At 43.8% G+C, this 25,101-nt stretch carries 21 protein-coding genes; 12 read left to right on the top strand and 9 right to left on the bottom strand.

Going from position 1 to position 25,101, the window contains the following annotated elements; translation table 11 throughout:
- Position 1: 1 nt before the first annotated feature.
- The 5 genes from G3W54_RS08655 to G3W54_RS08635 form a co-directional block, all read right to left on the bottom strand.
- On the bottom strand, positions 2 to 1,072 hold the full coding sequence (locus tag G3W54_RS08655; protein ID WP_162652670.1) for a glycosyltransferase family 4 protein: 1,071 nt from the start codon (positions 1,070 to 1,072) through the stop codon (positions 2 to 4).
- A 35-nt stretch (positions 1,073 to 1,107) separates the two neighbouring features.
- Entirely contained in the window at positions 1,108 to 1,587 is a 480-nt protein-coding gene (gene greA / locus G3W54_RS08650; protein WP_162652669.1) for a transcription elongation factor GreA, read from the bottom strand.
- 152 nt (positions 1,588 to 1,739) lie between these two features.
- Positions 1,740 to 5,225 (bottom strand): carbamoyl-phosphate synthase large subunit, encoded by a 3,486-nt coding sequence (carB, locus tag G3W54_RS08645; RefSeq protein WP_162652668.1) that lies wholly within the window; start codon positions 5,223 to 5,225, stop codon positions 1,740 to 1,742.
- A 239-nt stretch (positions 5,226 to 5,464) separates the two neighbouring features.
- On the bottom strand, positions 5,465 to 6,040 hold the full coding sequence (locus tag G3W54_RS08640; RefSeq protein ID WP_162652667.1) for a hypothetical protein: 576 nt from the start codon (positions 6,038 to 6,040) through the stop codon (positions 5,465 to 5,467).
- Between the two features lie 157 nt (positions 6,041 to 6,197).
- Complete coding sequence (locus G3W54_RS08635) at positions 6,198 to 6,992, bottom strand: LytTR family transcriptional regulator DNA-binding domain-containing protein (RefSeq protein ID WP_162652666.1); 795 nt, start codon at positions 6,990 to 6,992, stop codon at positions 6,198 to 6,200.
- 83 nt (positions 6,993 to 7,075) lie between these two features.
- On the opposite strand from G3W54_RS08635, the gene G3W54_RS08630 reads away from it, so the two are divergent.
- The 3 genes from G3W54_RS08630 to G3W54_RS08620 all read left to right on the top strand — a co-directional run bounded on the left by G3W54_RS08630 (position 7,076) and on the right by G3W54_RS08620 (position 10,019).
- Complete coding sequence (locus tag G3W54_RS08630; protein ID WP_162652665.1) at positions 7,076 to 7,474, top strand: DUF2306 domain-containing protein; 399 nt, start codon at positions 7,076 to 7,078, stop codon at positions 7,472 to 7,474.
- 90 nt (positions 7,475 to 7,564) lie between these two features.
- Positions 7,565 to 8,491, top strand: coding sequence for a neutral zinc metallopeptidase (locus G3W54_RS08625; protein WP_162652664.1), 927 nt, complete (start codon positions 7,565 to 7,567; stop codon positions 8,489 to 8,491).
- Positions 8,492 to 8,651: 160 nt separating this feature from the next.
- Positions 8,652 to 10,019, top strand: coding sequence for an MATE family efflux transporter (locus G3W54_RS08620; RefSeq protein WP_162652663.1), 1,368 nt, complete (start codon positions 8,652 to 8,654; stop codon positions 10,017 to 10,019).
- A gap of 14 nt (positions 10,020 to 10,033) precedes the next feature.
- Here G3W54_RS08620 and carA read toward each other — a convergent pair whose 3' ends face one another.
- The gene (carA, locus tag G3W54_RS08615) at positions 10,034 to 11,224 is read right to left on the bottom strand and encodes a glutamine-hydrolyzing carbamoyl-phosphate synthase small subunit (protein WP_162652662.1); all 1,191 of its coding nucleotides are present in this window, start codon (positions 11,222 to 11,224) and stop codon (positions 10,034 to 10,036) included.
- A gap of 254 nt (positions 11,225 to 11,478) precedes the next feature.
- Here carA and G3W54_RS08610 point away from each other — a divergent pair, with 254 nt between their 5' ends.
- The 6 genes from G3W54_RS08610 (at position 11,479) to G3W54_RS08585 (ending at position 18,047) form a co-directional block, all read left to right on the top strand.
- The gene (locus G3W54_RS08610; RefSeq protein ID WP_162652661.1) at positions 11,479 to 12,198 is read left to right on the top strand and encodes a LuxR family transcriptional regulator; all 720 of its coding nucleotides are present in this window, start codon (positions 11,479 to 11,481) and stop codon (positions 12,196 to 12,198) included.
- Positions 12,199 to 12,312: 114 nt separating this feature from the next.
- On the top strand, positions 12,313 to 14,259 hold the full coding sequence (gene dnaG / locus G3W54_RS08605) for a DNA primase (protein WP_162652660.1): 1,947 nt from the start codon (positions 12,313 to 12,315) through the stop codon (positions 14,257 to 14,259).
- 333 nt (positions 14,260 to 14,592) lie between these two features.
- The gene (gene rpoD / locus G3W54_RS08600) at positions 14,593 to 16,641 is read left to right on the top strand and encodes an RNA polymerase sigma factor RpoD (RefSeq protein WP_162652659.1); all 2,049 of its coding nucleotides are present in this window, start codon (positions 14,593 to 14,595) and stop codon (positions 16,639 to 16,641) included.
- Between the two features lie 124 nt (positions 16,642 to 16,765).
- Positions 16,766 to 17,065 (top strand): hypothetical protein, encoded by a 300-nt coding sequence (locus G3W54_RS08595; RefSeq protein WP_162652658.1) that lies wholly within the window; start codon positions 16,766 to 16,768, stop codon positions 17,063 to 17,065.
- A 6-nt stretch (positions 17,066 to 17,071) separates the two neighbouring features.
- Entirely contained in the window at positions 17,072 to 17,755 is a 684-nt protein-coding gene (locus tag G3W54_RS08590) for a YafY family protein (RefSeq protein ID WP_162652657.1), read from the top strand.
- Positions 17,745 to 18,047, top strand: a complete 303-nt coding sequence (locus G3W54_RS08585) for a DUF1905 domain-containing protein (protein ID WP_197742808.1) — start codon at positions 17,745 to 17,747, stop codon at positions 18,045 to 18,047. Before G3W54_RS08590 ends, G3W54_RS08585 begins: the two co-directional genes overlap by 11 nt.
- Positions 18,048 to 18,066: 19 nt before the next feature.
- Here G3W54_RS08585 and G3W54_RS08580 read toward each other — a convergent pair whose 3' ends face one another.
- Together G3W54_RS08580 and G3W54_RS08575 are read right to left on the bottom strand one after the other, a co-directional pair.
- Positions 18,067 to 18,852: a tellurium resistance protein TerC gene (locus G3W54_RS08580; RefSeq protein WP_197742807.1), complete on the bottom strand. Its 786-nt coding sequence runs from the start codon at positions 18,850 to 18,852 to the stop codon at positions 18,067 to 18,069.
- Between the two features lie 82 nt (positions 18,853 to 18,934).
- Complete coding sequence (locus tag G3W54_RS08575; protein ID WP_162652655.1) at positions 18,935 to 19,864, bottom strand: alpha/beta hydrolase; 930 nt, start codon at positions 19,862 to 19,864, stop codon at positions 18,935 to 18,937.
- A 134-nt stretch (positions 19,865 to 19,998) separates the two neighbouring features.
- On the opposite strand from G3W54_RS08575, the gene ettA reads away from it, so the two are divergent.
- The 3 genes from ettA to metF all read left to right on the top strand — a co-directional run bounded on the left by ettA (position 19,999) and on the right by metF (position 23,818).
- Positions 19,999 to 21,648, top strand: coding sequence for an energy-dependent translational throttle protein EttA (gene ettA, locus G3W54_RS08570; RefSeq protein WP_162652654.1), 1,650 nt, complete (start codon positions 19,999 to 20,001; stop codon positions 21,646 to 21,648).
- A gap of 244 nt (positions 21,649 to 21,892) precedes the next feature.
- Positions 21,893 to 22,879: a metalloregulator ArsR/SmtB family transcription factor gene (locus G3W54_RS08565; RefSeq protein ID WP_162653625.1), complete on the top strand. Its 987-nt coding sequence runs from the start codon at positions 21,893 to 21,895 to the stop codon at positions 22,877 to 22,879.
- A 9-nt stretch (positions 22,880 to 22,888) separates the two neighbouring features.
- The gene (gene metF / locus G3W54_RS08560; protein ID WP_162652653.1) at positions 22,889 to 23,818 is read left to right on the top strand and encodes a methylenetetrahydrofolate reductase [NAD(P)H]; all 930 of its coding nucleotides are present in this window, start codon (positions 22,889 to 22,891) and stop codon (positions 23,816 to 23,818) included.
- Here metF and G3W54_RS08555 read toward each other — a convergent pair.
- Positions 23,815 to 25,089 (bottom strand): amidase, encoded by a 1,275-nt coding sequence (locus G3W54_RS08555; RefSeq protein ID WP_162652652.1) that lies wholly within the window; start codon positions 25,087 to 25,089, stop codon positions 23,815 to 23,817. The two genes, metF and G3W54_RS08555, sit on opposite strands and share 4 nt — an antisense overlap.
- Between the last annotated feature and the right edge of the window lie 12 nt (positions 25,090 to 25,101).

Raw genomic sequence — 25,101 nt, 5'->3', positions numbered from 1 at the left:
TTTAACCTTTGAAAGAATCCGAGGTTTCTTGATAGGTGTTATTTATTGCCGTGGCTTCTTTCTGTAATGAGAATTCTGTCTCCATATGATGTCTGACATGTTTCCCGTGTTTGCTCAGAAGAGCTTCATCTTCGATGTAGAACTTAGTAAGCTCGATCATGCGTTCAGGATCATTGATTGGGGTCATTGCACCTGTTTTGTTTTCAATAATGATCTCAGAAAAGGCGCCAACATCTGCAGCAATTGTTGGAACCCCGCAAGCGCCGGCTTCTAGGGGAGTAAGGCCAAAGCCTTCCCATCTTTGCGGTGCGATGAACAGGTCAAGCGCCTGATACCAGTTTTCAATATTGGTATGTTCACCGACAAATAGTATGCGATCTGCCAAATTTGCATTGTCGATTTTGGATTTAAGACTCTTTTCGAAGTCGATATGTTCTGCTGTTGTGCGGCCTGCGATTATTGCAATCCAATTTTCGTGTTGGGGTAAAATCTCAATCATTGTATCTACGAAAATATCGGTGCCTTTTTGTTTGCGAATTCTGCCAAAGCAACCGGCAATTTTTTTTGTAGGATCCAGCCCAAGTTGTCGCTTGGTATCTTGCTTGTTTTTGGCCGGGCTAAACCTCTCTAAATCAATTCCATGCATAATCACGGTGTTGGGTACTTCAAGATATTTTGCCGTTTTATGACTGGTTGCGATGACCGAATCCATTTTTGAAATGAGCCATTTTGTATATTTTTTATGTTGGCGCTGTGATGCCGAAGTGAATACGATTTTCAACTTCATTCGTAGTAAATCGCGCATGATGATCGCTGGCAGCATCTCGATATTACGACGTGCATGCCAGATACGATGGTCACCGCTTTTTGTCGTGAACCACAATTTCCAAAAGTCTCGTATTCTGACATGAGGTAGTTCAGCAGGCAAACCAGCGCCGCAGACAGCAATATTTAGGCCAAGTTTTCGCTGACGTGGTACCAGTTGAATAATTGTAGACGTAACACCAGACAAGCGTTTTTTGAAATTGGGTGCAATGACCTCAACATCGTCTAAATTAATGTAATTGGTCATTAGAGCTTACCGACAAAAATAAAGTAATTCTGTTGCTAGTTGCCCCAGCTTACAGCAAGAATCTCATAGCCTCTAGAGCCACCGGGCGCATTAAACTCTATGGAATCGCCAACAGTCTTACCAATCAAAGCACGGGCTATTGGTGAGGAAATAGAAATTTTACCAAGTTTAACATCTGCTTCCTGATCGCCGACAATCTGATAAGTTTTTTCTTCATCAGTATCTTCGTCAACCAATTTTACAACAGCACCAAATTTAACAGTGTCACCAGACATGTTGCTCAGATCAATAACTTCAGCGCGCGAGGTTAAGTCTTCAAGCTCCATGATGCGACCTTCATTATGGCTTTGAGCTTCTTTTGCCGCGTGATATTCGGCGTTTTCGGAAAGATCACCATGGGCACGAGCTTCTGAAATAGCATCAATAATGCGCCCACGTTCAGTTTGAGTCCGCATGCGAAGCTCTTCCTGAAGAGTGGTATATCCTTCTTGGGTCATGGGTACTTTTTCGACCATGGTATTGCCCCTAACTAACTTGGACTGCGTAAATTTACGTCAGTCATAAATAACATTATTGATTCTCAACTGAGACGACATCGAATTCTATACAATAAACCCGAATTTTAGCAAATCATTGCTGCTTTATGAATGTATGGAAGCCACTCACTCTAACTGAAATAGTCTTGAAGAGGTCTGACTTCAAGGTTTCCTGCATTTAAAGCTTCGATCGCATCAGCAGCAGAAGCTGCGCCTGCCATTGTCGTAAAATAAGGAATTTTATTAGTCAGAGTTGCAAGTCTCAAAGATTTTGAGTGTGAAATCGCTTTGGCACCAGATGTCGTGTTGATTACCATTTGTACCTGTCTATTTCGGATGGAATCCTGAATGTCAGGACGGCCTTCACTCACTTTATTGACACGAACAATGTCTAAATCATTTTCTTCAAAATAATTTGCCGTGCCTGTTGTTGCCATTATTTTAAAGCCAAGGCCGGATAGTTTTTTTGCAGCGCCTAGTACCCGTGGTTTATCTTCATCTTTTACTGAGATGAAGACACAACCGCTGCGCGGAAGTTCGACGCCAGCGCCAAGTTGGGATTTCGCGAAGGATAGTGCGTAATCGGTATCAAGCCCCATAACTTCACCAGTTGATCGCATTTCAGGACCAAGCAGAGTATCGACACCGGGGAAGCGTGCAAATGGGAATACAGCCTCTTTAACTGCAATATGGTTGAGTTTTCTTGGGTTTGGTTTGTCACCATAAGCAGAGAATGAATTGTCCAGCTTTTCACCAGCCATAATTCGGGCAGCAATTTTTGCAATTGGTGCACCAACTGTTTTTGCAACGAAGGGTACAGTCCGCGATGCGCGCGGGTTCACTTCAATCACGTAAATCGTGTCGTCTTTTATTGCATATTGAACATTCATCAATCCGCCAACATTGAGCGCTCTTGCAAGTGCTTCTGTTTGTTTTTCCAGTTCATCCAGAATCTCATCGCTTAGGGAGTGCGCAGGAAGAGAGCATGCGCTGTCACCTGAGTGAATGCCCGCTTCTTCGATATGTTCCATAATGCCCGAAACATAAACACTATCGCCATCACATAGACAGTCAACATCGACCTCAATTGCATTTGTTAGATAGCTGTCGAACAATAGCGGATTTGTGCCAAGAAGAGTATTGATTTGCCCCGTTTTGTCATTTGGATATTTAGCTTTGATATCTTCAGGAACAAGTTCGGGAACAGTGTCCAGAAGGTAGCGTGACAGGGTTGCTTCATCACGAATAATTTCCATCGCGCGTCCGCCAAGAACATAAGATGGTCGAACGACGAGTGGGAACCCTATTTCAGCGGCGATCAAACGTGATTGCTCGACAGAATAGGCGATGCCATTTTTCGGTTGTGTTAAATCAAGTTTAATCAGTAACTTTTGGAAGCGGTCACGATCTTCTGCAAGATCAATTGCATCAGGGGCCGTGCCAAGAATTGGAATACCTGCTTTTTCGAGCGCATTTGCAAGTTTAAGCGGAGTTTGACCACCAAATTGTACAATAACACCCTCAAGAGAACCATTTGTCTGCTCAGCGAGTAGAATTTCCATGACATCTTCTTCTGTCAGCGGCTCAAAATACAGGCGATCCGAGGTATCATAATCTGTTGAAACCGTTTCAGGGTTACAGTTAATCATGATGGATTCGTAACCGGCGTCATTGAGTGCATAACACGCATGGCAGCAGCAATAATCAAATTCGATACCTTGGCCAATACGGTTTGGTCCGCCGCCAAGGATGACGACTTTTTTCTTATCCGATATATCGGCTTCCGAACGAAGTTCTCCTGCAAATGGTGTCTCATAAGTCGAGTACATATAAGCCGTAGGGGATGCAAATTCTGCAGCGCACGTGTCAATGCGCTTATAGACTGGTATGACATCAAGCTCACGACGCATTTTTGAAACGTCGGCTTCGTCTTTCATGATTAGTGACGCAAGACGCGCGTCTGAAAAGCCCATTGATTTGAGCGTGCGAAAGTTATCCTGATCTTCAGGCAGGCCGTGGGCTCTCACTCGAGCTTCCATATCGATAATAGCGCGGAGCTGTTCAAGGAACCAGGGGTCAATCCAGCATGTATCGTGGATTTCTTTATTTGACATACCAAGACGCATGGCTTGTGCGACCATGCGAAGTCGATCTGGTGTTGGTGTGCTGATTGCAGCTTTGATGGCGTTTTGATCATCATCTTCACCAAGTCCAGGTATATCAATCTCATCAAGACCAGTTAGGCCAGTTTCAAGACCGCGAAGTGCTTTTTGCAAGGATTCGTTGAATGTCCGGCCAATGGCCATAACTTCACCAACGGATTTCATTGCGGTAGTCAATGTTGGCTCTGAACCTGGGAATTTTTCAAATGCAAAGCGTGGAATCTTTGTAACAACATAATCAATTGATGGCTCAAATGATGCAGGCGTTGCGCCGCCCGTAATGTCGTTTTCCAGTTCATCAAGCGTATAACCGACGGCAAGTTTAGCCGCAACTTTGGCGATTGGAAACCCAGTTGCTTTGGATGCAAGGGCAGATGAACGCGACACGCGTGGGTTCATTTCAATAACGATTAAGCGTCCATTTGCAGGATTAACCGCAAATTGAACGTTAGAACCACCTGTTTCTACACCTATTTCGCGCAATACTTTAATCGATGCATTACGCATGATTTGGTATTCTTTATCCGTTAAAGTAAGGGCCGGTGCCACAGTGATGGAATCGCCAGTGTGAACACCCATAGGATCAAAATTTTCAATGGAGCAGATAATGATGCAATTATCCGCTTTATCGCGGACAACTTCCATTTCATATTCTTTCCAACCAAGTATGGATTCCTCAATAAGGACTTCCGTTGTCGGAGAAGCATCCAGGCCGCTTCTTACAATTTCCATATATTCGGATTGGTTATAGGCAATCCCGCCGCCTGTTCCACCCATTGTGAACGAAGGGCGGATAATTGCTGGTAAACCGACAAGATCAAGCGCTTGGGCTGCCAATCCCATTGCGTGCGATATGTAGCGTTGTTTACGGTCAGTTTCGCCAAGGTTCCAGGTGTTTTCAAGCGCGTCTAACTCCTTGTCGAGTGCTTCACCTTGAAATTTTTTGCGCAGTTCATCTCGTGCAGCTTCGTGTGTTTCGCGATCTGCGTTCTTGATGTCAGTTGCATTTGCAAGCATGGACGTTGGCGTGTCTAATCCAATTTCGGTCATAGCTTCGCGGAACAGCGAGCGATCTTCGGCTTTGTCGATTGCATCTGGTTGAGCGCCAATCATCTCCACATTATAGCGATCCAAAACACCCATGCGCCTTAATGAAAGAGCGGTGTTCAGTGCTGTTTGACCTCCCATAGTGGGCAGCAGAGCATCTGGACGCTCTTTTGCAATAATTTTTGCGACAACTTCCGGCGTGATCGGCTCAATGTAAGTTGCGTCGGCCAGCTCTGGATCCGTCATGATCGTGGCGGGGTTTGAGTTGACCAGAATGACCCGGTAACCTTCTTCTTTAAGTGCTTTACATGCTTGCGTGCCGGAATAGTCAAATTCGCAGGCTTGCCCGATAATAATCGGCCCAGCGCCAATAATGAGAATTGATTTAATATCTGTTCTTTTACCCATGGCGCTTATCCGTATCATTTTGCACAATAAAACCGGCAGGGGCCTCCTACCAGCTTGGCATATAAAAATTCAATGGCTAAGCGTGCCTTATAGGGTATGATGGATAAATTGTAACCCCTTAGATATGGAAAATTGTGGGCAAGTCTTGAGATTAGTTTGATTGTTTTAGCCCAAATGAAAAAGCGGCCTGAAAACAGGCCGCTTTAACGTGAATTTTGTCTACATAATTGTATGCAAAATTAGTCAGTTTTTGTAAGACCTTCAATAGCCTTCGCAGCATCTTTAACAGCGTCGACAGTCTCGCCAACCTGATCTAATTTTTTCTCAACGTCAGATTTTGCAGCTTCCGCTTCCATTTTAGCTTTTTCCGCAGCTTCATCAGCAGCCTTTTGTGCCGCCTCAGCTTCCATCTTCAATTTCTCAGCTGCTTCTTCGGCGGCTTTCTTGGCTGCATCTGTTTCGTTATTTGTGCTTTCTTCCAGAGCTTTTTTAGCTTCTTCTGCTTCCATTTTCAACTTTTCAGCAGCTTCCTCAGCCGCTTTAAGGGCAGCCTCAGCTTCCATTTTAGCTTTTTCTTCTAGGGCTTTAGCAGCTTCTTCTGCTTCCATCTTAGCTTTTTCCATAGCCTCATCAGCAGCTTTTTTCTCAGCGGCAAGCTTGTCATCGGCAGCCTTCTTCTCAGCTGCGGCTTTTTCTTCTGCTGCTATTTTTGCCTTTTCAGCAGCTTCCGCTTTTTTCTTTTCTTCATCGTTGCAACCTGTCAAAGCAACGGCAGCTACTGCAGACATTGTGAGCGCAATTAGTATTTTTTTCATTGGTACTTCCTGATTGAGATAGGGCATAAATTGCCACTATTAGGCTAATTATATGCCGATAATAAGACGCGCATTACGGTATTTGTGAGGCCAAACCAAGGTTTATTTTTTGCATTGCACACAAAATTTAAATTTGTGGGCTTGATTTTCAACTGTCCTACTTTTGCGTAAGGCTTTGAATATTTTTTGAAAAACTTCTGCTTACCGGTACTCTTGTTTTGTTGGTCAGTTGCAGGAATTTTTTGCCGTCTCTCGACAGAATTTTGACAACATGTTTTCTTGCAACCCACCATGAACGATGGATTTGAAGGCCCTCATGGTCGGAAAGCTCCGCAATTGCGTCGTTCATTCGCATAAGAATCAATTCACTGCCAAGCGTTGTCCGGACTTCCACATAGTGATCTTGAGCATTGAGGCTGATTATATCGCGGCCGAGTTTTTTCGGTAATCGATTGAAGAACAAATCGCTGGATTTTGAGCCTTTAACATTCGCAACGCTGGGTGTTTTGTTTTGAGATAGTGAGGCGTAGGCCATGGTGATGGCAAAGGTAATTGGAATTGTATTTGATATCATCGTTGATAAAAAATTCCAATCAGGCGCAATTTGATTGTTCAGTAGAAGATGAAATGCCCAAACAGAAATGCCAACAGGAATGCCAGCGGCTATGCCGGCTATCCCGTGGCTGAGCCATTTCCCACTTCCTAGTTTTGACAAATAAACTACAATAAATGTTGCGCAGAAACTTGCGATTAGAAAAGTTATAGGCGTGAGTATGAGCCAATAGGCAAAGCGTTCTAATATATTGAAAGAGCGGAGGGTCCCAAAGGGACCGGCTATTGTCAGAATCGTAACCGCGGCGATCATGCAAATTACAAATTTGATGTTCAAAAATCCGGACTGCATTTCACGAAGCGTCAAATGTAGTAAATTGTTACTCGCGTTTTTTATCATGTGTTTCACGAAGAAGAAGTTTGCTCATGGCAAGTCGTATCATAAATGCGCCTTTAACATTATTCAATGATAGGGATACCTAAATGCCTAATTTTCAGCTTCTTTTTGAAACTTCGCTGATCATACAAATACACACTTATGGAGCGATTGCAGCATTGTTTGTTGGTGCATTTGTTCTCAGTACAAAAAAGGGCACCCAAATACATAAAAATTCTGGTAGATTTTGGGTTGGATTAATGGTCGTGGTTGCCATAACCAGTTTTTGGATTTCCGGTATTAAGATGATTGGGCCCTTTAGTCCTATACATCTTTTGTCTGTCTTTGCACTCTGGAGTGTCTACCAAGGTATAAAGCAGGCACGATCGGGCCAAATATCTGCTCATATGAAGAACATGAAAACATTATATTTTTATGCCATTGTTGGTGCTGGTTTTTTTACACTTCTTCCCGGGCGTTTGATGTTTAGGGTCTTTTTTGGATAATTGGATTGAATAGTCGCGCTCAACGCCAATTGATTATTTTCCTTAGAGCTATTACGAATGGGGAAAATAATATCAAGATCGGGAGTGATCATGCGCTGGAAAGGCCGTCGTCAATCAAGTAATTTTGAAGATAGAACAAACCAGTCTTCCGGGCGTGGTTCGCGCAGTCCGTTTGGGCGAGGTGGTATTAGATTGCCATCACGAGGTAAAATGGGTGGTCGAGGAGGTATGAGCTTTAAGTCGATGCTTCTACTGGGTGTCATTTTCTTGGGGCTTTGGGCGTTTGGTATCGTTTCTCCTGCCGATATTCTCTCAAATATGGGTGGAGGGTCAGCGTCCAATTTTGAGACAACTCAAAGCCAGTCCTCTACCGCCGAGCAAGATGAAATGACGCAATTTGTCCGTACCGTTCTGGCTGAAACAGAAGATGTATGGAATGGTATTATGAAGTCTGAAGGTGTCGATTACCCTGAGCCTACACTCGTAAGTTTTCGTGGTCGTGTGAACTCTGCCTGCGGTACCGCAAGTTCTGCTACCGGTCCATTTTACTGCCCGGGCGATAGCCAAGTTTACATTGACTTAAGTTTTTATGATGAACTTGCTCGCAAATTTGGTGCAGCGGGAGATTTCGCTCAAGCCTACGTTCTTGCTCATGAGGTTGGTCATCATGTTCAAAATGTGATTGGTGTTCTTCCAAAATTTAACCAGATGCGTCGATCAATGTCGAAAGTCGAGGAAAATAGAATGTCTGTCCGAGTAGAGTTGCAGGCAGATTGCTTTGCCGGAATTTGGGCACACTTCACCGCACAAAAAGGCCTTCTGGAGCGTGGAGATATCGAAGAGGCGCTTAATGCTGCTAACCAAATTGGTGATGATACTTTGCAAAAACGTTCGCAAGGCTTTGTTGTGCCTGAAAGCTTTAATCATGGGACTTCGGAGCAGCGTAAAAATTGGTTTACGCGTGGTTTTGAAACCGGGAAACTTGCATCTTGTGACACGTTCAACACAAATATTTAATCTTTAAATATTTCAAAGTGATATCTCTGATATGGCGTCATTTTGCTGATGCTGACACGAATATATCTATCGGATAGAGCATTCCCGCGTTATGGTGCGAGTCTTTTTGGTCAATTTGCGGTGAGCAATTTAGATCTACTCATGCTTATAAGATATTACGATGAACTTTTCTCAACATGTTCAGCGAACGCTGTTACTAAGCGTTCCTTTGGTTGGAAGCCAGCTCGCTCAAATAGCGATTAACACAACTGACACGATTATGCTTGGTTTGGACGGGACATTCAGCCTGGCTGCCGGAGTTTTGGGCACACAAGCGATATTCTTCTTTTTCATTATAGGAGCAGGATTTGGCCACGCAGTGGTGCCGCTAGCGGGTAATGCCCACGGACGTGGTGATAAAATAGCCTTGCGTAGAGCTGTTAGAATGGGGCTGTGGTTGGGTACTATTGTAGGGTTGGTCTCAATGCCGATCCTATGGAATTTTGAACAGGTTTTTATATTCCTGAACCAGGAACCTGAAATTTCAAAACTTGCAAGTGATTATATTCGGGTTGCTCAATGGGGAACTTTTCTAAGTGTTTGGGCATTGGTATTACGCAACTTCTTTTCTTCAATCGAACGTGCTCAAATTGTTTTTTGGTCAATTATACCTGGAATTTTTATAAATATATTCCTCAATTACATATTAATTTATGGAAATTGGGGTGCGCCAGCTTTGGGAGTCGTCGGGGCTGCATGGGCTTCGCTTGCGACGAACCTTATTATCATGCTCATTGTTCTTGGATGGATTTATGCGCGACCTGAATATCGTGAGTACCAGTTGTTAGCTCGTATTTGGCGTTCGGATTGGGAAGTTTTTCGTAAAGTGGCAACTTTAGGTGTTCCAATTTCTATCTCTATTTTGGCCGAGATTACAATGTTCGTAGGCGGCTCAATATTGATGGGTTGGCTTGGTGCGCGCCAGCTTGCAGCCCATGGAATTGCAATGCAGTTAGCTGCGATTGCATTTATGATCCCGTTAGGAATTTCAGGTGCCGCCACGGTACGCGTAAGCTCAGCCTATGGAAGAGGTAATCTAATGGATGTGGGGAATGCCGCAAAAGCCGCATTATTTGTATCTATCGGGTTTGCTATGCTGACAGCGGCGATTATGGCGCTTTTCCCAACGGAACTCATCTCGCTCTTTTTAGATGAGACTAAAGTAGATGCCGTCGACGTGGCAGCACTTGCCTTACCGTTGTTATTGGTTGCTGCAGCATTTCAATTTGTTGATGCAGGGCAGGCTATTGCTGGGGGTGTGTTGCGTGGATTTCAAGATGCTACTGTGCCGATGCTTCTTGCCGTTACATGCTACGGTCCTATAGGTCTTACATCTGCCTATATTATGGCGTTTGTTTTTGAACTTGGCGCGGTTGGTATTTGGTATGGCCTAACACTGGGACTCGTCTTTGCGAGTATATTCTTGGCAGGGCGTTATCTTTTCATTATCAATCGTATACGGCAAGAGGTAGATCCTGCCGTATCGTAAAGCTGTGATGTTAGTTAGCCTTTTTGAGATTGAATTAAATCAATAAACCTTTGGAAGAGATAATGACTATCTTGTGGGCCAGGTGAGGCCTCTGGGTGGTGCTGTACCGAAAAGATAGGTTTGTCTTTCACGCGTAGACCACAATTTGTTCCGTCAAATAATGAAACATGTGTTTCTTCCACTTCAGCTGGCAAACTTTCGCTATCAACAGCAAAGCCGTGGTTCATCGAAACGATTTCCACCTTGTTGGTCGTGTGGTCTTTTACGGGGTGGTTTGCGCCGTGGTGACCCTGATGCATTTTTACTGTTTTAGCGCCAAGTGCCAGAGCCAACATTTGATGACCGAGGCAAATGCCAAAGATTGGAACTTTGCTTTCCATCAATTTTTGAATAGTAGGAACTGCATATTCACCCGTTGCAGATGGATCGCCAGGACCGTTGGATAAGAATATCCCATCAGGGCTGTGCGCTAGAATTTCTTCTGCAGAAGTCTTGGCTGGAACGATGGTTACTTTGCAATTTAGTCCGCTGAATAAGCGTAGGATATTTCGTTTTACGCCGAAGTCTAAAGCCACGATGTGCAGATCTGAAGCGGTATTGGTGTCGTATCCTTTATTCCATACCCATGGTTTTTCGTCCCATTTGCTGGATTGTCCGCTGGTTGCTTCGATTGCAAGGTCAAGATTTTCTAGACCAGACCACTGAGCCGCTTTTTGTTTTAGAGCTGCAACATCAAAGTTTCCATCGGGAGAATGCGCTATCACGGCATTTTGCGCGCCATTTTCGCGAATCCACACCGTGAGCGCACGTGTATCGATGCCGGAAAGAGCTATAATGCCGCGTTTCTTAAGCCAAGCATTAAGGTGTTCAGCTGAGCGATAATTAGAAGGGTTGGTAATGTCTGCCTTGAATATGGCGCCGACCGCTCCACGGGCAGCGACGGGCGTTAGGTCTTCGATATCTTCATCGTTCGCGCCAATGTTTCCAATGTGTGGAAAGGTGAACGTGACGATCTGTCCGAGATAAGATGGGTCGGTTAAAATTTCCTGATAACCGGTGAGGGCGGTATTAAAGCACACTTCTGCTTCAACTTCGCCGGTTGCGCCCAGTCCTTGACCTTCGATCACCGTGCCATCGGCCAGAACGAGCAATGCTGTGGGTTTGGTTTTTGGCCAAGCAAGATCAATCGTATCAGTATTTGTCATGGAAATATCCCTTGGAGTTTTAATGCTGATAAACGAGCAGTAATTGCGGGTCAACTTGCTTGCGTATAAAAATTTTTTCTCATTAACAGTCTTCTGGTATTAAAGTTATAGGATTTGAGAAATGTTGAATTACATTTTGATCGTAGGTCACTAAATTTATTCATTAATTCGTCATTTGATATGAAATCCGACAGTTTCGGACAAGTTGCTTCCAATAGGTTGGTGTTAGCAACAAAATAGATAGGTGGTTTTAAATGGGGCAAGTCGCCGAAATAACAAGGGACGTCTTTACCCCCGATTTCAGAGCGGATATTGCGACTGTTTTCGATGTAAAGCAAATATTACGGGCGACTTGTGAATCCTATGGATTTAAACATTTTATCCTCGCGCAAATTCCTCATTCTGAGAATGAAAAACTGTCTATTGGATCAATTGCCATTACCAATAACTGGCCGATGGAACTGCTTGGCCATTATGATGTTATGGGACGCGCTGAATGTGAGTTCATAGTGGATATTGGTCGCACCAAACTTGCGCCAGTTATAGAAGATATCCCATTTGCAAACCTAAGCGAAGAGCATGGGAAACTGCTTAAAAGTTACAACTTCGAGCGAAATGCATATTTCCCTGTTAATAACGGCGATGGCTTGCACCTTTTGGTTTTAACGGGAACTAAAAATGTTGTGTTGTCAGATGAACAGCTGGCAAACATACAACTATTTGCAACGAGACTTGTAGAAAAAACGCTTGAAATTATTCCTGGGAACCATGCAGTGGATTCTAACATTTCACAGCGTGAGAATGAAGTTTTGCAGTGGATCGCCGAAGGAAAAACAAGCGCTGAAATTGCGACGATCATGACACTGTCTGAGCATACTGTTAATCACTATGCTATGCTGGCAGTGCAAAAACTTGAGTGTGTTAACCGTACCCAGGCTGTTGTGCGCTCCATGCGTCTCGGTCTTATCAGATAATTTAAAAAAATCATACAATTTTGCTTGACCAGTTTTAGATGACTGGCCTAGACCGCTCCTTCTAATATATGCTTGTTGTTTTAATGTAGCCTATATCGGTTCAAGGAGGGGCTTTTGCGTTTTTCTAACTCATTTTTAGACGAAATAAGGGATCGGGTACCCATATCCGATGTCATCGGTCGTCATGTAACGTGGGATAGAAAGAAAACGAATGCGCCTCGCGGTGATTATTGGGCATGTTGTCCATTCCATGGTGAGAAATCACCAAGTTTTCATTGTGAAGATAAAAAGGGCAGGTATTACTGCTTTGGTTGTGGTGAAAAAGGCGATCATTTCAAGTTCCTGACCGAATATGAGGGGCTCAATTTTGTTGAGGCTGTTTCTCGTCTTGCTGATCAGGCGGGTATTGCATTGCCGGCACCTGATCCTGAGGCAGCGAAAAGGCAGGAAAAAAGAGCGACGCTTGAAGATGTTATGGAGATGGCAACCAGCTTTTTTGAAATGCAACTTCAAGAATCTGTTGGAGCTAAGGCTCGGTCTTACTTGCGAGATAGAGGGCTTTCGGGGCGAACCATATCAACGTTTCGGTTGGGTTTTGGACCTGATAGCCGCAATGCTCTTAAAGAACATTTGTCGCAGAAAGGTATTGATAAACAGCTGATAGAGGCTTGCGGTCTGGTTGTGCACGGCCCAGATATCGCAGTTTCCTATGATCGATTTCGTGACCGGATCATGTTTCCTATTCCATCCTCAAGAGAAAAAACAATTGCATTTGGCGGGCGCGCAATGGACCCAAGTGCGCCTGCAAAATACCTCAATTCGAATGAGACAGAGCTTTTTCATAAAAGTAATGTTCTTTTTAACTATGCCCGAGCGCGAAAAGTGATCAAGAATGATGACATCTCAATTATTGCGGTTGAGGGATATATGGACGTCATAGCGCTTCATCAAGCTGGGATAGAACACGCTGTCGCTCCGCTTGGTACTGCGCTTACGGAAAACCAGTTGCGTTTGATGTGGAGAGTGTCCAGCCAGCCAGTATTATGTTTTGATGGAGATGGTGCAGGGCGCCGCGCAGCGGAGCGTGCAATTGATCTCGCATTGCCGCATGTAAGCCCAGGTAAATCGCTTCGTTTTGCGATGTTGCCAGCGGGAAAAGATCCTGACGATCTTGTAAATGAGGAAGGGCGCTCTGCTTTTGATGCGATTATTGGTAATGCCAACAGTCTGGCCGATATGGTTTGGAACCGTGAAACGAGCACGGGCGTGTATGATACGCCGGAAAGCAAAGCCGAACTTGAAAAACGGTTTGCGCAACTAACGAACACAATAACTGATGAAAACATCCGCAGACACTATCAGCAGGATATCCGTGATAGGTTGCGTGGTTTTTTTCGAAGCAAGTTTACGAACAGCACCAACTTTTCTAATCGACGCAATCAGAACTCGGGCCGGGGCAAACAAGCCGAAGCAAACACTAATGTCGGCGCTTCTGATAGATTAAAGAGATCAGGATTGGTTTCGGGTCGGTCTAGTTTACCCGCCCTTCGGGAAAGCTTGCTTGCCTATACGATCATCAGCCATCCGCATATGTTGATAGATGATTTCAACATGTTGAGTGAGCTTGAGTTTGAGAACCGTGAGTTAAACGAGTTGTGGAAGGTTATGCAAGAAGCATGTGCAGATGGCAGCCGGTTGAGCAGAGGGGAAATGATCAGCCATCTTTTACAGAAGAGTATGAATGGGATGGTCGAGCAACTTGAAAAGCAAATGCGGCAGCTCCGCTTATGGCAAGCGCTCAGTGATGCAGCGCCAGAAGATGCGCGCGAAGGTTTTCTGCAGGCTTTTTCACTACAGCAACGTACCCGCTCATTGAAAAAGCAAAAAAACGAACTGGAGCGAGATATTGCCAGTGTGACGGAAGAGGGTGATGAGGCATCTGTTCCCGGATTAATGTCTGCACTAAATGAAATTCAAATCGAAATTGAACGTCTTGAAAGCCAAGAAGCAATTATTGAAGGATTTGGCGTATTGTCTGGACGTGGTCGAACTAATTCTTGATGAAAGTTGGAGTTGGATAACTATTTTTCGTCTCTTAAGCTCTAGAAAACTGAGAATCCGTCTTGTAATTTAAGTCATTCAATCCCAAATCAATTAAGATTTGAGAAGCGTGTAGTAGATTAAACAGGCAAAAAGACGGTAGATGTGGTGTTTTTTCGTAAAAATACTTGACGTGGCGCATTTTTACAGGAATCACCAACACATGAATATCCTAAAGTTAATCAGGAATTAAGCATCGACTGGTCAAATCGCCTTGAAGTGATTCTCGGTGTGGCTCCAACTCGTATGTTGGACATTGGGTAAAAGTTCAGTTTGCAAGGAAATGGCTGGCTTATGGCAACAAAAGCAAAAGAAAAAAAAGACGAAAAAGATAATGAGCGTGATGGTGGTGCAGATGGCCCACTAATTGATCTGTCTGATAATGCAGTAAAGAAGCTTATCAAGGCGGTTAAAAAGCGCGGTTATGTTACTATGGATGAAATTAATTCGGTTCTGCCGTCTGAGGAAGTTACCTCAGAGCAGATTGAAGATATTTTGTCTTTATTTTCTGAGATGGGCGTAAACGTCGTTGAAGAAGAAGATGTCGCTGAGGAGGAGGAGCCGGCTGCTGCAGCTGCTGCATCGAACTCCAGCAAAGAAGTAGCTACTGCTACCGGCACGGCTGTTGAAAAAGCAAAGAAAAAAGAGCCAACTGATCGTACTGATGATCCGGTTCGTATGTACCTACGTGAAATGGGTACTGTGGAATTGCTCTCCCGTGAAGGTGAGATTGCGATTGCCAAGCGTATCGAGGCTGGTCGAGAGACCATGATTGCTGGTCTTTGCGAAAGTCCTTTGACATTCCAGGCTTTGATTATTTGGCGCGAGGAACTGAACGAAGAAATTACGCTATTGCGTGAAATCATCGATCTTGAAACGACGTACTCTGGTCCGGAAGCTAAAGCTGCACCGCAATTTCAAAGCCCTGAAAAAATTGAGGCTGACAGGAAAGCTGCGGAAGAGAAAGAAAAGCGTCTTGCCGAGCGCAAGCGTGCTGATGATGTTACTAATGTTGGCGGCGAAAGCTTAATTGAAGATGATGATGAAGATGACGAAGATGAAGCCAATCTATCGCTTGCGGCGATGGAAGGTGAACTTCGCCCTCAAGTCATGGAAACACTTGATCTAATTGCTAATACCTATTTTGGTCTGCGTGAATTGCAAGATCAACAAGTTGAATCTAGCTTAAGTGAGAATGATGACAACGAGTTGTCGCCTGAGCAGGAAAAACGCTATAAAGCGCTTAAAAATCAGCTCGTTCAGGCTGTGAAGTCACTAGCGCTTAATCAAAACCGTATTGATGCGCTTGTTGAACAGCTTTACGACATTAATAAACGACTTGTACAAAATGAAGGTCGTTTGCTTCGTCTTGCTGAGAGTTATGGTGTTCGTCGAGAAGATTTTCTTGAGCATTACCAGGGTTCTGAGCTTGATCCGAATTGGATGGAGACAATTTCAACGCTGACTACCAAAGGCTGGCAGGAATTGGCTGCGGCTGAAGAGCGTAAGGTAAATAACCTGCGTGGTGAGATTCAAAACCTTGCGACCGAAACCGGTATTTCTATCGCTGAATTCCGCCGTATTGTACATATGGTGCAAAAAGGTGAGCGTGAAGCACGTATTGCTAAGAAGGAAATGGTTGAAGCAAACCTACGTTTGGTTATCTCAATTGCGAAGAAATACACAAATCGTGGTCTTCAGTTCCTCGATCTTATTCAAGAAGGCAATATCGGTCTTATGAAGGCGGTTGATAAATTTGAATATCGCCGTGGTTATAAGTTCTCGACTTATGCGACTTGGTGGATTCGTCAGGCAATTACACGTTCGATTGCTGATCAAGCACGTACGATCCGTATTCCTGTGCATATGATTGAGACAATCAACAAGATTGTCCGCACATCGCGTCAAATGCTTCATGAAATTGGTCGTGAGCCAACACCGGAAGAATTATCTGAAAAACTTGCAATGCCACTTGAGAAAGTGCGTAAAGTTCTCAAAATTGCAAAAGAGCCGATATCACTTGAAACACCTGTTGGCGACGAAGAAGATAGCCACTTGGGTGACTTTATTGAAGATAAGAATGCTATTCTTCCGATTGATGCAGCTATTCAGGCTAACCTTCGTGAGACAACAACTCGCGTTCTTGCATCGCTAACACCTCGTGAAGAACGCGTTTTGCGTATGCGCTTTGGTATTGGAATGAACACTGACCATACTTTGGAAGAAGTTGGCCAACAATTTAGCGTGACGCGTGAGCGTATTCGTCAGATTGAGGCGAAAGCATTGCGTAAACTTAAGCATCCAAGTCGTTCACGTAAATTACGTAGTTTCTTGGATAGCTAGTCACGATTATATAGAATTTAGGAACCCGGACTCAGTCCGGGTTTTTTTATGTTCTATAACTGACAAAAGGTGTCAGTTGGACTAAGGTATACCCGTTATTGTCAACAAATAGGAGATGACAATAATGACAAATGTAATTGAACTGGTAGAGTTCAAACTCAATTCAGGAATTGATGAAGCTACTGCGCTTAAAGCTGCAGAGAAAGTTTCCCAATTTGCGAAGGATCAATCTGGCTTCATAAGTAGGTCTCTTACCAAAAACTCTGATGGTATTTGGATTGACATTATTAAGTGGCAAAATATGGAAGATGCAAAACTCGCCGGAAGTAAATTTGGTGAAGATTCTCGAAATGCTGAATTTGGTTCCATGATTGATGGAAAAACTGTTCGGATGTTACATCTGGATAGTAAGCTAACCAGTTAGGATTTCATGAGAAAAGTAGACCGACTTTTCGAAATTGTGCAGCTGTTGCGTGGTAAAAGATTACGCACAGCTGAGTTTATCGCAGCTGAGTTAGGTGTTTCACAGCGCACAATATACCGCGACATTTCAGGCCTGATGGCATCTGGCATCCCAATCGAAGGTGAGCGGGGTGTCGGTTATTTGATTAATCAGCCAATAGATTTGCCGCCATTGCATTTTACACCGTTAGAACTCAAGGCCCTTCGTCTGGGCGCTGACATGGTCAAGGCAATCGCTGATACTGAGATGGCAGCTGCGGCAGAGGAAGCCTCGTTTAAAATTATTGACGCGTTGCCTACCAACCGGCGAACAATGTCCATAAGGCCATCAACAGCCGTTTACATCGAGAGTGAAGCAGAGTTAAGAGAGACGTTAGGGATAATTCGAGGCGCTGTTGATAATCATGATAAAGTTGAGATTGATTATCGCGATAAAGCTGGACAGGCGACCAATCGTGTAATGCGCCCCTTAGGGCTGGAATATTGGGGGCATGTTTGGACATGTACAGCTTGGTGCGAGCTGCGCGATGATTTTCGTGTTTTTCGAGTGGACCTTATTGAAAGATGTAGTCTAACGGGGCAAAAATTTAAGCTTGAAAAAGGCAAAACCTATAAGGACTACGGTGAACGTATGAGACGTGATGATATCTGACCTTGAGTATGCTTTCGAAACTGAGATGTGGCGTAGTTCTGGTGGTTCATGGTATTTTATGACTGTACCACAAGAGATATCACAGCATATTAGTTCTTTCTGTGTTGATCAGAAAACCAGCTTTGGTTCTGTCAGGGTTAAAGTGCGAGTTGGTGAAACCTCATGGAAAACATCACTTTTCCCCGATAAGGCAAGCGGATGCTATTTTTTGCCCATAAAGGCAGATATTCGTAAACGTGAAAAGCTGGCTGTTGGTCCGGTATTTAACATAAATGTAAGCGTGGATGTCTAGGCACCCACGCTACTGAAATTTAATGCCCTAGACCTTGTTCGTTCAAAAGCTTGCGTTGGTAGCGTGTTTGCACCACTTCGACCAAAACCAGTGAGAACAAGACAAAGTAGAAAGTTGCTTTGGACATCGGTTCGATTGGGAAACCGAAGAATGTAAGGTGTGCTATATGCCCACCTTCTGCAATAAGCACGATGCCCACCAATAGTAGAACGAATAGTCCGAGTACTTCATACATGCGGTTTTTTGATAAGAAGGTTGCAACACTATCAGACATCACGACCATGAGGATACCTGAAATAACAATAGCTGATGTCATTACTATGAAATTGTCTGTGAGTGCGACCGCCGATAACACAGTGTCGAATGAGAACACTACATTCATGATTACAATCCACAATAATGCTTTTGCGAATGAGTTACGTCTTGCGCGCGATCCCTCGTCCACCAAATCCGATACACCGAGCATATGGTAAATTTCCTTCATGGCCGTATACATAAGGAACAATCCACCTGCGAGTACGATCAGTGAGTGTCCGCTTACATTTGCAGTAAAGAAAGACCAGTCAACAGAGAATATGGGGTCTTGAAAAGCCTGAATGAGCTGAAGTACGACAAATAACAAAACGATGCGCAGAGCAATGGCCAGTATAATGCCCCACCTTCTGATCAAGCGTTCTTTTGCCGGGTCAACTTTTTTCGCTTCGAGGGTGATGTAAAGAAGATTGTCAAATCCAAGTACAGTTTCTAAGGCTGTTAAAATAAGAAACGTGGTTAGATTATCGAGAGTGAGTAGCCCTTCAAGCATAAGAAGCTCCATTGGTTTGGGATTTTGTAACTCGTAACAAAACTCATTGGGTTTTGCCAAGCGCAAAGATATGTTTTATTTTTTAAGCCATGAACTTATTTGCCCAAAGTACAAAGTCATCCATCGCTATTTTTCGATCAAAATCATTTAAGGTTTCATGGCGAGCATCTTTGTAAATTCTGAAATTTATATTGCTGAGGCCGGTTTTTTTTAGTCTGTCTGCAAGCCAACTAACGGCTAACCCTTTGTTGGTTGCAGGGTCTTCGCCACCTCCAACTAGGTTTATAGGTAATGTTTTTGGTAAGCGTGCAATTGTGTCCACTTTGGCACCACGCGACATGAAATTAAAAACATCCTGCCACATTGAAATGCTTGGCTTCCATCCAGTTAAATCGTCATCGGCGATCGCGTCAAGTTGTTCACGATCGCTGCTTAGCCAGTCGGTGCCAGACACTGCGCCGTCAATCGATTTTGACCATCGTTGAAATGTTAGTTTTGGAATGATTGCACTTGGGACATCAGACCCTAAGAAAAAAGCTTCAAATCCCAATATGAATTGTACAAAAGGTGTGAAATCACTTGCTTGAAAATTGGAATTCCATATCGCAAGGGCATCAATCTTATGGGGATGTCCAGTGGCATAATTTGCCGCGATTAGTCCACCCATAGAGTGACCAAAGCAAATAATGGGCGTATCAGGAAATTCAGACCGAATGTAATTATTTATAAAATCGACATCTTTCAAAACTTTCCTTGAACCATCACGCGTTGAGAATTGTCCTTTTGGAAGTTTTTCCGCTTCTGTTAAGCCATGCCCTCGATGATCATGCGCAATTGCGGCATAATCATTTGCCGACAAGTGCTTCATAAAGTGTTCGTAGCGACCTGAATGCTCAGTGAGACCATGATTGATCTGCACTACGGCTTTCACTTTGCCTTTCGGCTTGGATCGCCGGAGGTAGAGGTTTGCACCCGAATTGGAGCGCAATTGCAAGGTTTTGATTTTTACCATGTCAATTTTCGTAATGTTAAGCCGTTGAAACGGGTGGTACCAGTGGAATATTCGTAACTATCCATATCATCCATTGCCCGCAGCTTGCAAATCTCTTACATGTGCAAAAACAATTCTATTAACAGGACGGATCAATGGCGCGTCAGTTTATCTATCATATGGCAGGGCTTAATAAGTCTTACGGCACTAAAAAAGTTTTAGAGAACGTACATCTTTCATTTTACCCCGATGCGAAGATCGGCATTTTGGGACCAAACGGTGCCGGTAAATCTACCGTACTACGTATTATGGCTGGACTTGACAAAGAGTTCACAGGCGAGGCGTGGCTGGCTGATGGTGCTACACTTGGCTATCTTCCGCAAGAGCCACATCTTGACCAGTCAAAGACTGTTGCTGAAAATGTGATGGAAGGTGTTGCTGATAAAAAGGCAATCATCGATAAGTATAATGAATTGATGATGAATTATTCTGATGAGACCGCTGATGAAGGTGCTCGACTTCAGGACATAATTGATAGTCAAAACCTTTGGGATTTGGATAGCCAAGTTGAAATGGCGATGGAAGCATTGCGCTGCCCGCCAGGTGATAGTGCTGTCGATAAGCTTTCCGGTGGTGAGATTCGCCGTGTGGCGCTTTGTAAATTGCTACTTAGTCAGCCAGATTTGTTACTCCTTGATGAGCCTACCAACCATTTGGATGCTGAGACGATTGCATGGCTGGAGAAACATTTACGGGAATATCCCGGTTCTGTTCTCATGATTACCCACGATCGTTACTTCCTGGATAATGTTACGGGTTGGATTTTGGAACTCGATCGCGGGCGCGGTATTCCATATGAAGGTAATTATACTGCCTATCTGGAAGCTAAAGCAAAACGTATGCAGCAAGAAGGCCGCGAAGAAGCGTCTCGCCAACGTGCGCTTTCAAGTGAACAAAGCTGGATTTCGTCTAGCCCGAAAGCGCGTCAGGCCAAATCTAAAGCACGGATTAAAGCCTATGATGAATTGGTAAAGGCAGCGGCGGATAAGCGCCCTGGTGATGCGCAGATCATTATTCCGGTTGGCGAGCGTCTCGGTAACGTTGTGATCGAGGCTGAAGGTCTATCGAAAGCATACGGTGATAAGCTTTTGATAGACAATTTAGAATTCAAATTGCCTCCTGGTGGCATTGTTGGTGTGATTGGCCCCAACGGTGCGGGTAAATCAACCCTGTTTCGGATGATAACTGGGCAGGAAACACCAGATTCTGGCTCAATTACAATCGGTGAAACCGTTGAAATGTCGTATGTTGATCAGAGTCGCGATGCGCTTGATGGTAAGAAAACTGTTTGGGAAGAGATTTCTGAGGGTAACGACATTATCAAACTTGGAAAACATGAAGTAAACAGTCGTGCATATTGTTCTTCATTCAATTTTAAAGGTGGGGATCAGCAACAAAAAGTTGGCGATTTATCAGGTGGTCAACGTAACCGTGTCCACTTGGCAAAAATGCTAAAATCTGGCGGTAATGTTATCCTTTTAGATGAACCAACAAATGATTTGGATACTGAAACGCTCGCAGCCCTTGAAGATGCGCTTGAGAGCTTTGCTGGATGTGCGGTAATTATCTCTCACGATCGCATGTTCTTGGATCGCTTGGCCACACATATTCTAGCTTTTGAAGGCGATAGCCATGTCGAATGGTTTGAGGGTAATTTTGAGGATTATGAGCAGGACAAGATTCGCCGTTTGGGCGCTGATGCTGTCAATCCAAAGCGTGTAACGTACAAGCCTTTAACACGTTAGTATTTCCATTTTGCCTGATTTTGTAATCAGATTAATAAGAGTGCCTTAGTATAGGCGCTCTTTTTTCTATATATATCAATTCGTTATCAATTTAATCTCGATACCAACTTGGAATTTTACCTCATTCGTTATTTACGCTTCCTCAATTCAAACAGGATAAATTGCTTGCAAGGAAGTGGAAAATCATATAAAGATATCTTTATATCTTTTTGAGGTTATCGCATTGAATCATTCTAATTTTGAGATGGAAGACGCTGTTGATGTGCTGAAGGCTATTGGTGAGCCAACGCGTATGAGGCTTCTTATTTTGCTTTCGCAAAGTGATTTAACCGTTTCAGATTTGACAGATATTTTGGGTCAATCACAACCAAGAATTTCACGCCACTTAAAACTTTTGGCAGACGCTGGCCTTATTGAGCGTTATCAAGAGGGAGCTTGGGCCTATTTCCGGTCAATAAAAGAAGGGCGTAATGCGAATTTGTTACGTCAAATCATCGAAGGATTATCTCGTGATGATAAAATTCTTAGCCATGATCATGAGCGATTGGTTTCAGTGAAGGAAACACGTGCAGCAAAAGCGCAAGAATATTTCTCATTGAATGCCGAAAGCTGGGAGGAAATTCGCCGCCACCATGTTCCCGAAGAGCGTGTTGAAAAGGAATTATGCAATATCATTGGTTCCGCTCCAATTAATTCACTCTTGGATTTGGGTACTGGTACGGGAAGAATTCTGGAGTTACTACAAGGTCAATATCGTCGCGGATTAGGAGTTGATGCCAGTCATCGGATGTTGACAATCGCTCGTGACAAATTGGATAAAGCTGGCATTACGCATGCGTCTGTTCGTCAGGGAGATATTTTTAACCTATCTTTTGAGCGGCAAAGTTTTGACCTCATTATTATTCATCAGGTCCTGCATTTTTTATACGATCCAGCTCCTGCCATCAAAGAAGCTACAAAAATGCTTTCTCCGGGCGGGCGAATGGTGGTGATTGATTTTGCACCTCATGATCTTGATTATCTTAGAAGTGATTTTGCGCATGCAAGACTTGGTTTCCCGCACGAAACAGTCGCTGAATGGATGAAGTCTCAGGGGTTGGATGTAGAAAAAATATCAGATTTGACACCGCAAAATGAACAAGACCAAAAGTTAACTGTGACCATATGGATGGGAAAAGACCCTCGTTTATTAATCGCAGAGCAAAGTGAATCGGGCCTGGCTCGAGTATAGGATAAGTAGATGGCGTCGCCTCATCATATTGAATCATCTGTCAACAATGACAACATCAAGGTGTCATTCGAATTTTTCCCTCCCAAAAACGGGAAGATGGAAGAACAGCTTTGGGAAAGCGTAGTTAAGCTTGCGCCATTTAATCCTGAATATGTGTCGGTGACTTATGGGGCAGGTGGATCTACGAAAGAACCTACACTTAATACGATCAAGCGAATAATTAATAGCAATGAAGTTGACATTAATCCCGCGGCGCATTTGACATGTGTTGAAGCTTCAAAGGAAGAAGTACATAATGTTGTGCAGGAATTTCGTGATGCGGGCGTGAAGCATTTTGTAGCGCTTCGTGGTGATCCATCTAGTGGAATCGGCACAAAATATCAGCCGCATCCAGATGGCTATGAAAATGCTGCAGCTCTTGTGCGTGGCCTGCGCGATATAAGTGATTGCGAGATTTCAGTTTCGGCATACCCGGAAAAACATCCTGAAAGCCCTGATTTTATGACCGATCTGGATATGCTCAAGCGCAAAGTTGATAATGGTGCGACCCGCGCAATCACGCAGTTCTTTTTTAATAATGATGATTTTGAACGTTATGTGGAGCGCGCGCGTAAAGCCGGCATTTATATACCAATTGTTCCGGGCATTCTTCCTATTCATAATTTTACACAAGTGCAAAAATTTGCGGCAATGTGTGGAACCTCAATCCCAGATTGGCTTGTTAGAAGATTTGATGGTCTTGAAGATGAACCAGAAGTCCGCTCAATGGTTGCCTCAGCGATAGCCACCGAACAAGTTGTCGATTTAGCAAATCGTGGGTTTGAAGAATTCCATTTCTACACTATGAACCGAGCGAGACTTGTGTTTGCAGTATGCCAGATGCTTGGCCTTAATCAGAATGGAAATTCCAATGGTGACGAAAACCGGAATGCTGCCTAAAGAGTAAATAATTTATCATTTCTGATAGCTGTTTCGATAATATGGGCGATAGATAAGAGTTTTTGGTCTGAACCGAATTTTCCAATCGCCTGTATTCCAAGTGGCATTCCATTTTTTGCACGAAGACCTGCAATATTCACCGATGGCGTTCCCAATAGTGTCCAAAGCTTATTGAATGTTGCAATGCCTGTAGTCTTAAATCCAATCGGTGCTGATGACGGAGCTGATGGAGTAAGCAGTATATCTACTTGAGCAAAAATATCTTGAGTTTTACGACGAGCGATTTTACTTGCGCGCCTTGCAGCGTCGTACTCCTGGGGAGATATATTTGCACCGGTTTCTATGGTTCTTGCTAGTTTATCGCTCAGTTGATCTTTGAAAAGCACATAGTCGGATGCGCAAGCCTGAGCAGCTTCAAAATTTTGGATGATTTCGTGGGCATTGTAGGCTTTACGTAGCTCATCCGGCTCGGTGATATTTACGACTGTAAATCCTGTTTGTTCAACAATTTGCGCTGCATGCTGTAATGCTTGTTTCATTTCCTCAGATGCTTCTTGAGAAATGATGCTGGAATAGATGCCAATTCGAATATCTTTGGGGTTGATATCTATGACTGATAAGTGGCGGTCAGTAAGAAGGGTAAGGAAGTGGGAGATGTCTGCGATAGATTTTCCATATACCCCAACTGTATCTAAAGTTTGTGCGAAATATTTCATCCCAACAGTTGGCAGCATTCGATAGCTAGGTTTGAAGCCAGCAACACCGCAAAAGGAAGCGGGGCGGATCATAGAGCCACCCGTTTGTGTACCAATTGCTACGGGTGTCATTCCTGAGGCAACAGCAGCTGCAGAACCCGCCGACGAACCTCCAGGGGAATATTCCAGATTATTCGGGTTCTTGGTTTTAGTAGGTTTAAAGAAGGCAAATTCTGTGGTTGTTGTCTTGCCGATAATGCTAGCACCCTTTGCACGCAGCATAGAAACGATTGCAGCATCTATTTTTGGTCTATGTCGCTCGTAGATGGTGCTTCCGTAGGAGGTTGGCATGTTATATGTGTCAAAGATATCTTTGACACCAACACTTATACCTGAAAGTGGTTTGTTATTGGTTATTTCGATATCATCATTTGCAAAATGTTCGAATGCCTGAACTTGTTCTTCTATCTCACCAATACGGCTTACGGATAGAGCAAGCATTTCTTCGGGTGATGTTTTTCCTAGTTCACGTTCTGATATCAGTTCGGAGAAAGAAACAGGTTTAAATAAGGACATGCCAACCAACCC

The organism is Lentilitoribacter sp. Alg239-R112 (assembly GCF_900537175.1).
Taxonomy (GTDB): domain Bacteria; phylum Pseudomonadota; class Alphaproteobacteria; order Rhizobiales; family Rhizobiaceae; genus Lentilitoribacter.
This window is presented reverse-complemented; position numbering and strand designations above follow the sequence as displayed.

Excerpts from the sequence above, each read along its gene's own strand:
- G3W54_RS08655 (WP_162652670.1), bottom strand. The coding sequence starts at position 1,072 with ATGACCAATTACATTAATTTAGACGATGTTGAGGTCATTGCACCCAAT.
- greA (WP_162652669.1), bottom strand. The coding sequence starts at position 1,587 with ATGGTCGAAAAAGTACCCATGACCCAAGAAGGATATACCACTCTTCAG.
- carB (WP_162652668.1), bottom strand. The coding sequence starts at position 5,225 with ATGGGTAAAAGAACAGATATTAAATCAATTCTCATTATTGGCGCTGGG.
- G3W54_RS08640 (WP_162652667.1), bottom strand. The coding sequence starts at position 6,040 with ATGAAAAAAATACTAATTGCGCTCACAATGTCTGCAGTAGCTGCCGTT.
- G3W54_RS08635 (WP_162652666.1), bottom strand. The coding sequence starts at position 6,992 with ATGATAAAAAACGCGAGTAACAATTTACTACATTTGACGCTTCGTGAA.
- G3W54_RS08630 (WP_162652665.1), top strand. The coding sequence starts at position 7,076 with ATGCCTAATTTTCAGCTTCTTTTTGAAACTTCGCTGATCATACAAATA.
- G3W54_RS08625 (WP_162652664.1), top strand. The coding sequence starts at position 7,565 with ATGCGCTGGAAAGGCCGTCGTCAATCAAGTAATTTTGAAGATAGAACA.
- G3W54_RS08620 (WP_162652663.1), top strand. The coding sequence starts at position 8,652 with ATGAACTTTTCTCAACATGTTCAGCGAACGCTGTTACTAAGCGTTCCT.
- carA (WP_162652662.1), bottom strand. The coding sequence starts at position 11,224 with ATGACAAATACTGATACGATTGATCTTGCTTGGCCAAAAACCAAACCC.
- G3W54_RS08610 (WP_162652661.1), top strand. The coding sequence starts at position 11,479 with ATGGGGCAAGTCGCCGAAATAACAAGGGACGTCTTTACCCCCGATTTC.
- rpoD (WP_162652659.1), top strand. The coding sequence starts at position 14,593 with ATGGCAACAAAAGCAAAAGAAAAAAAAGACGAAAAAGATAATGAGCGT.
- G3W54_RS08595 (WP_162652658.1), top strand. The coding sequence starts at position 16,766 with ATGACAAATGTAATTGAACTGGTAGAGTTCAAACTCAATTCAGGAATT.
- G3W54_RS08590 (WP_162652657.1), top strand. The coding sequence starts at position 17,072 with ATGAGAAAAGTAGACCGACTTTTCGAAATTGTGCAGCTGTTGCGTGGT.
- G3W54_RS08585 (WP_197742808.1), top strand. The coding sequence starts at position 17,745 with ATGATATCTGACCTTGAGTATGCTTTCGAAACTGAGATGTGGCGTAGT.
- G3W54_RS08580 (WP_197742807.1), bottom strand. The coding sequence starts at position 18,852 with ATGCTTGAAGGGCTACTCACTCTCGATAATCTAACCACGTTTCTTATT.
- G3W54_RS08575 (WP_162652655.1), bottom strand. The coding sequence starts at position 19,864 with ATGGTAAAAATCAAAACCTTGCAATTGCGCTCCAATTCGGGTGCAAAC.
- ettA (WP_162652654.1), top strand. The coding sequence starts at position 19,999 with ATGGCGCGTCAGTTTATCTATCATATGGCAGGGCTTAATAAGTCTTAC.
- G3W54_RS08565 (WP_162653625.1), top strand. The coding sequence starts at position 21,893 with ATGGAAGACGCTGTTGATGTGCTGAAGGCTATTGGTGAGCCAACGCGT.
- metF (WP_162652653.1), top strand. The coding sequence starts at position 22,889 with ATGGCGTCGCCTCATCATATTGAATCATCTGTCAACAATGACAACATC.
- G3W54_RS08555 (WP_162652652.1), bottom strand. The coding sequence starts at position 25,089 with ATGTCCTTATTTAAACCTGTTTCTTTCTCCGAACTGATATCAGAACGT.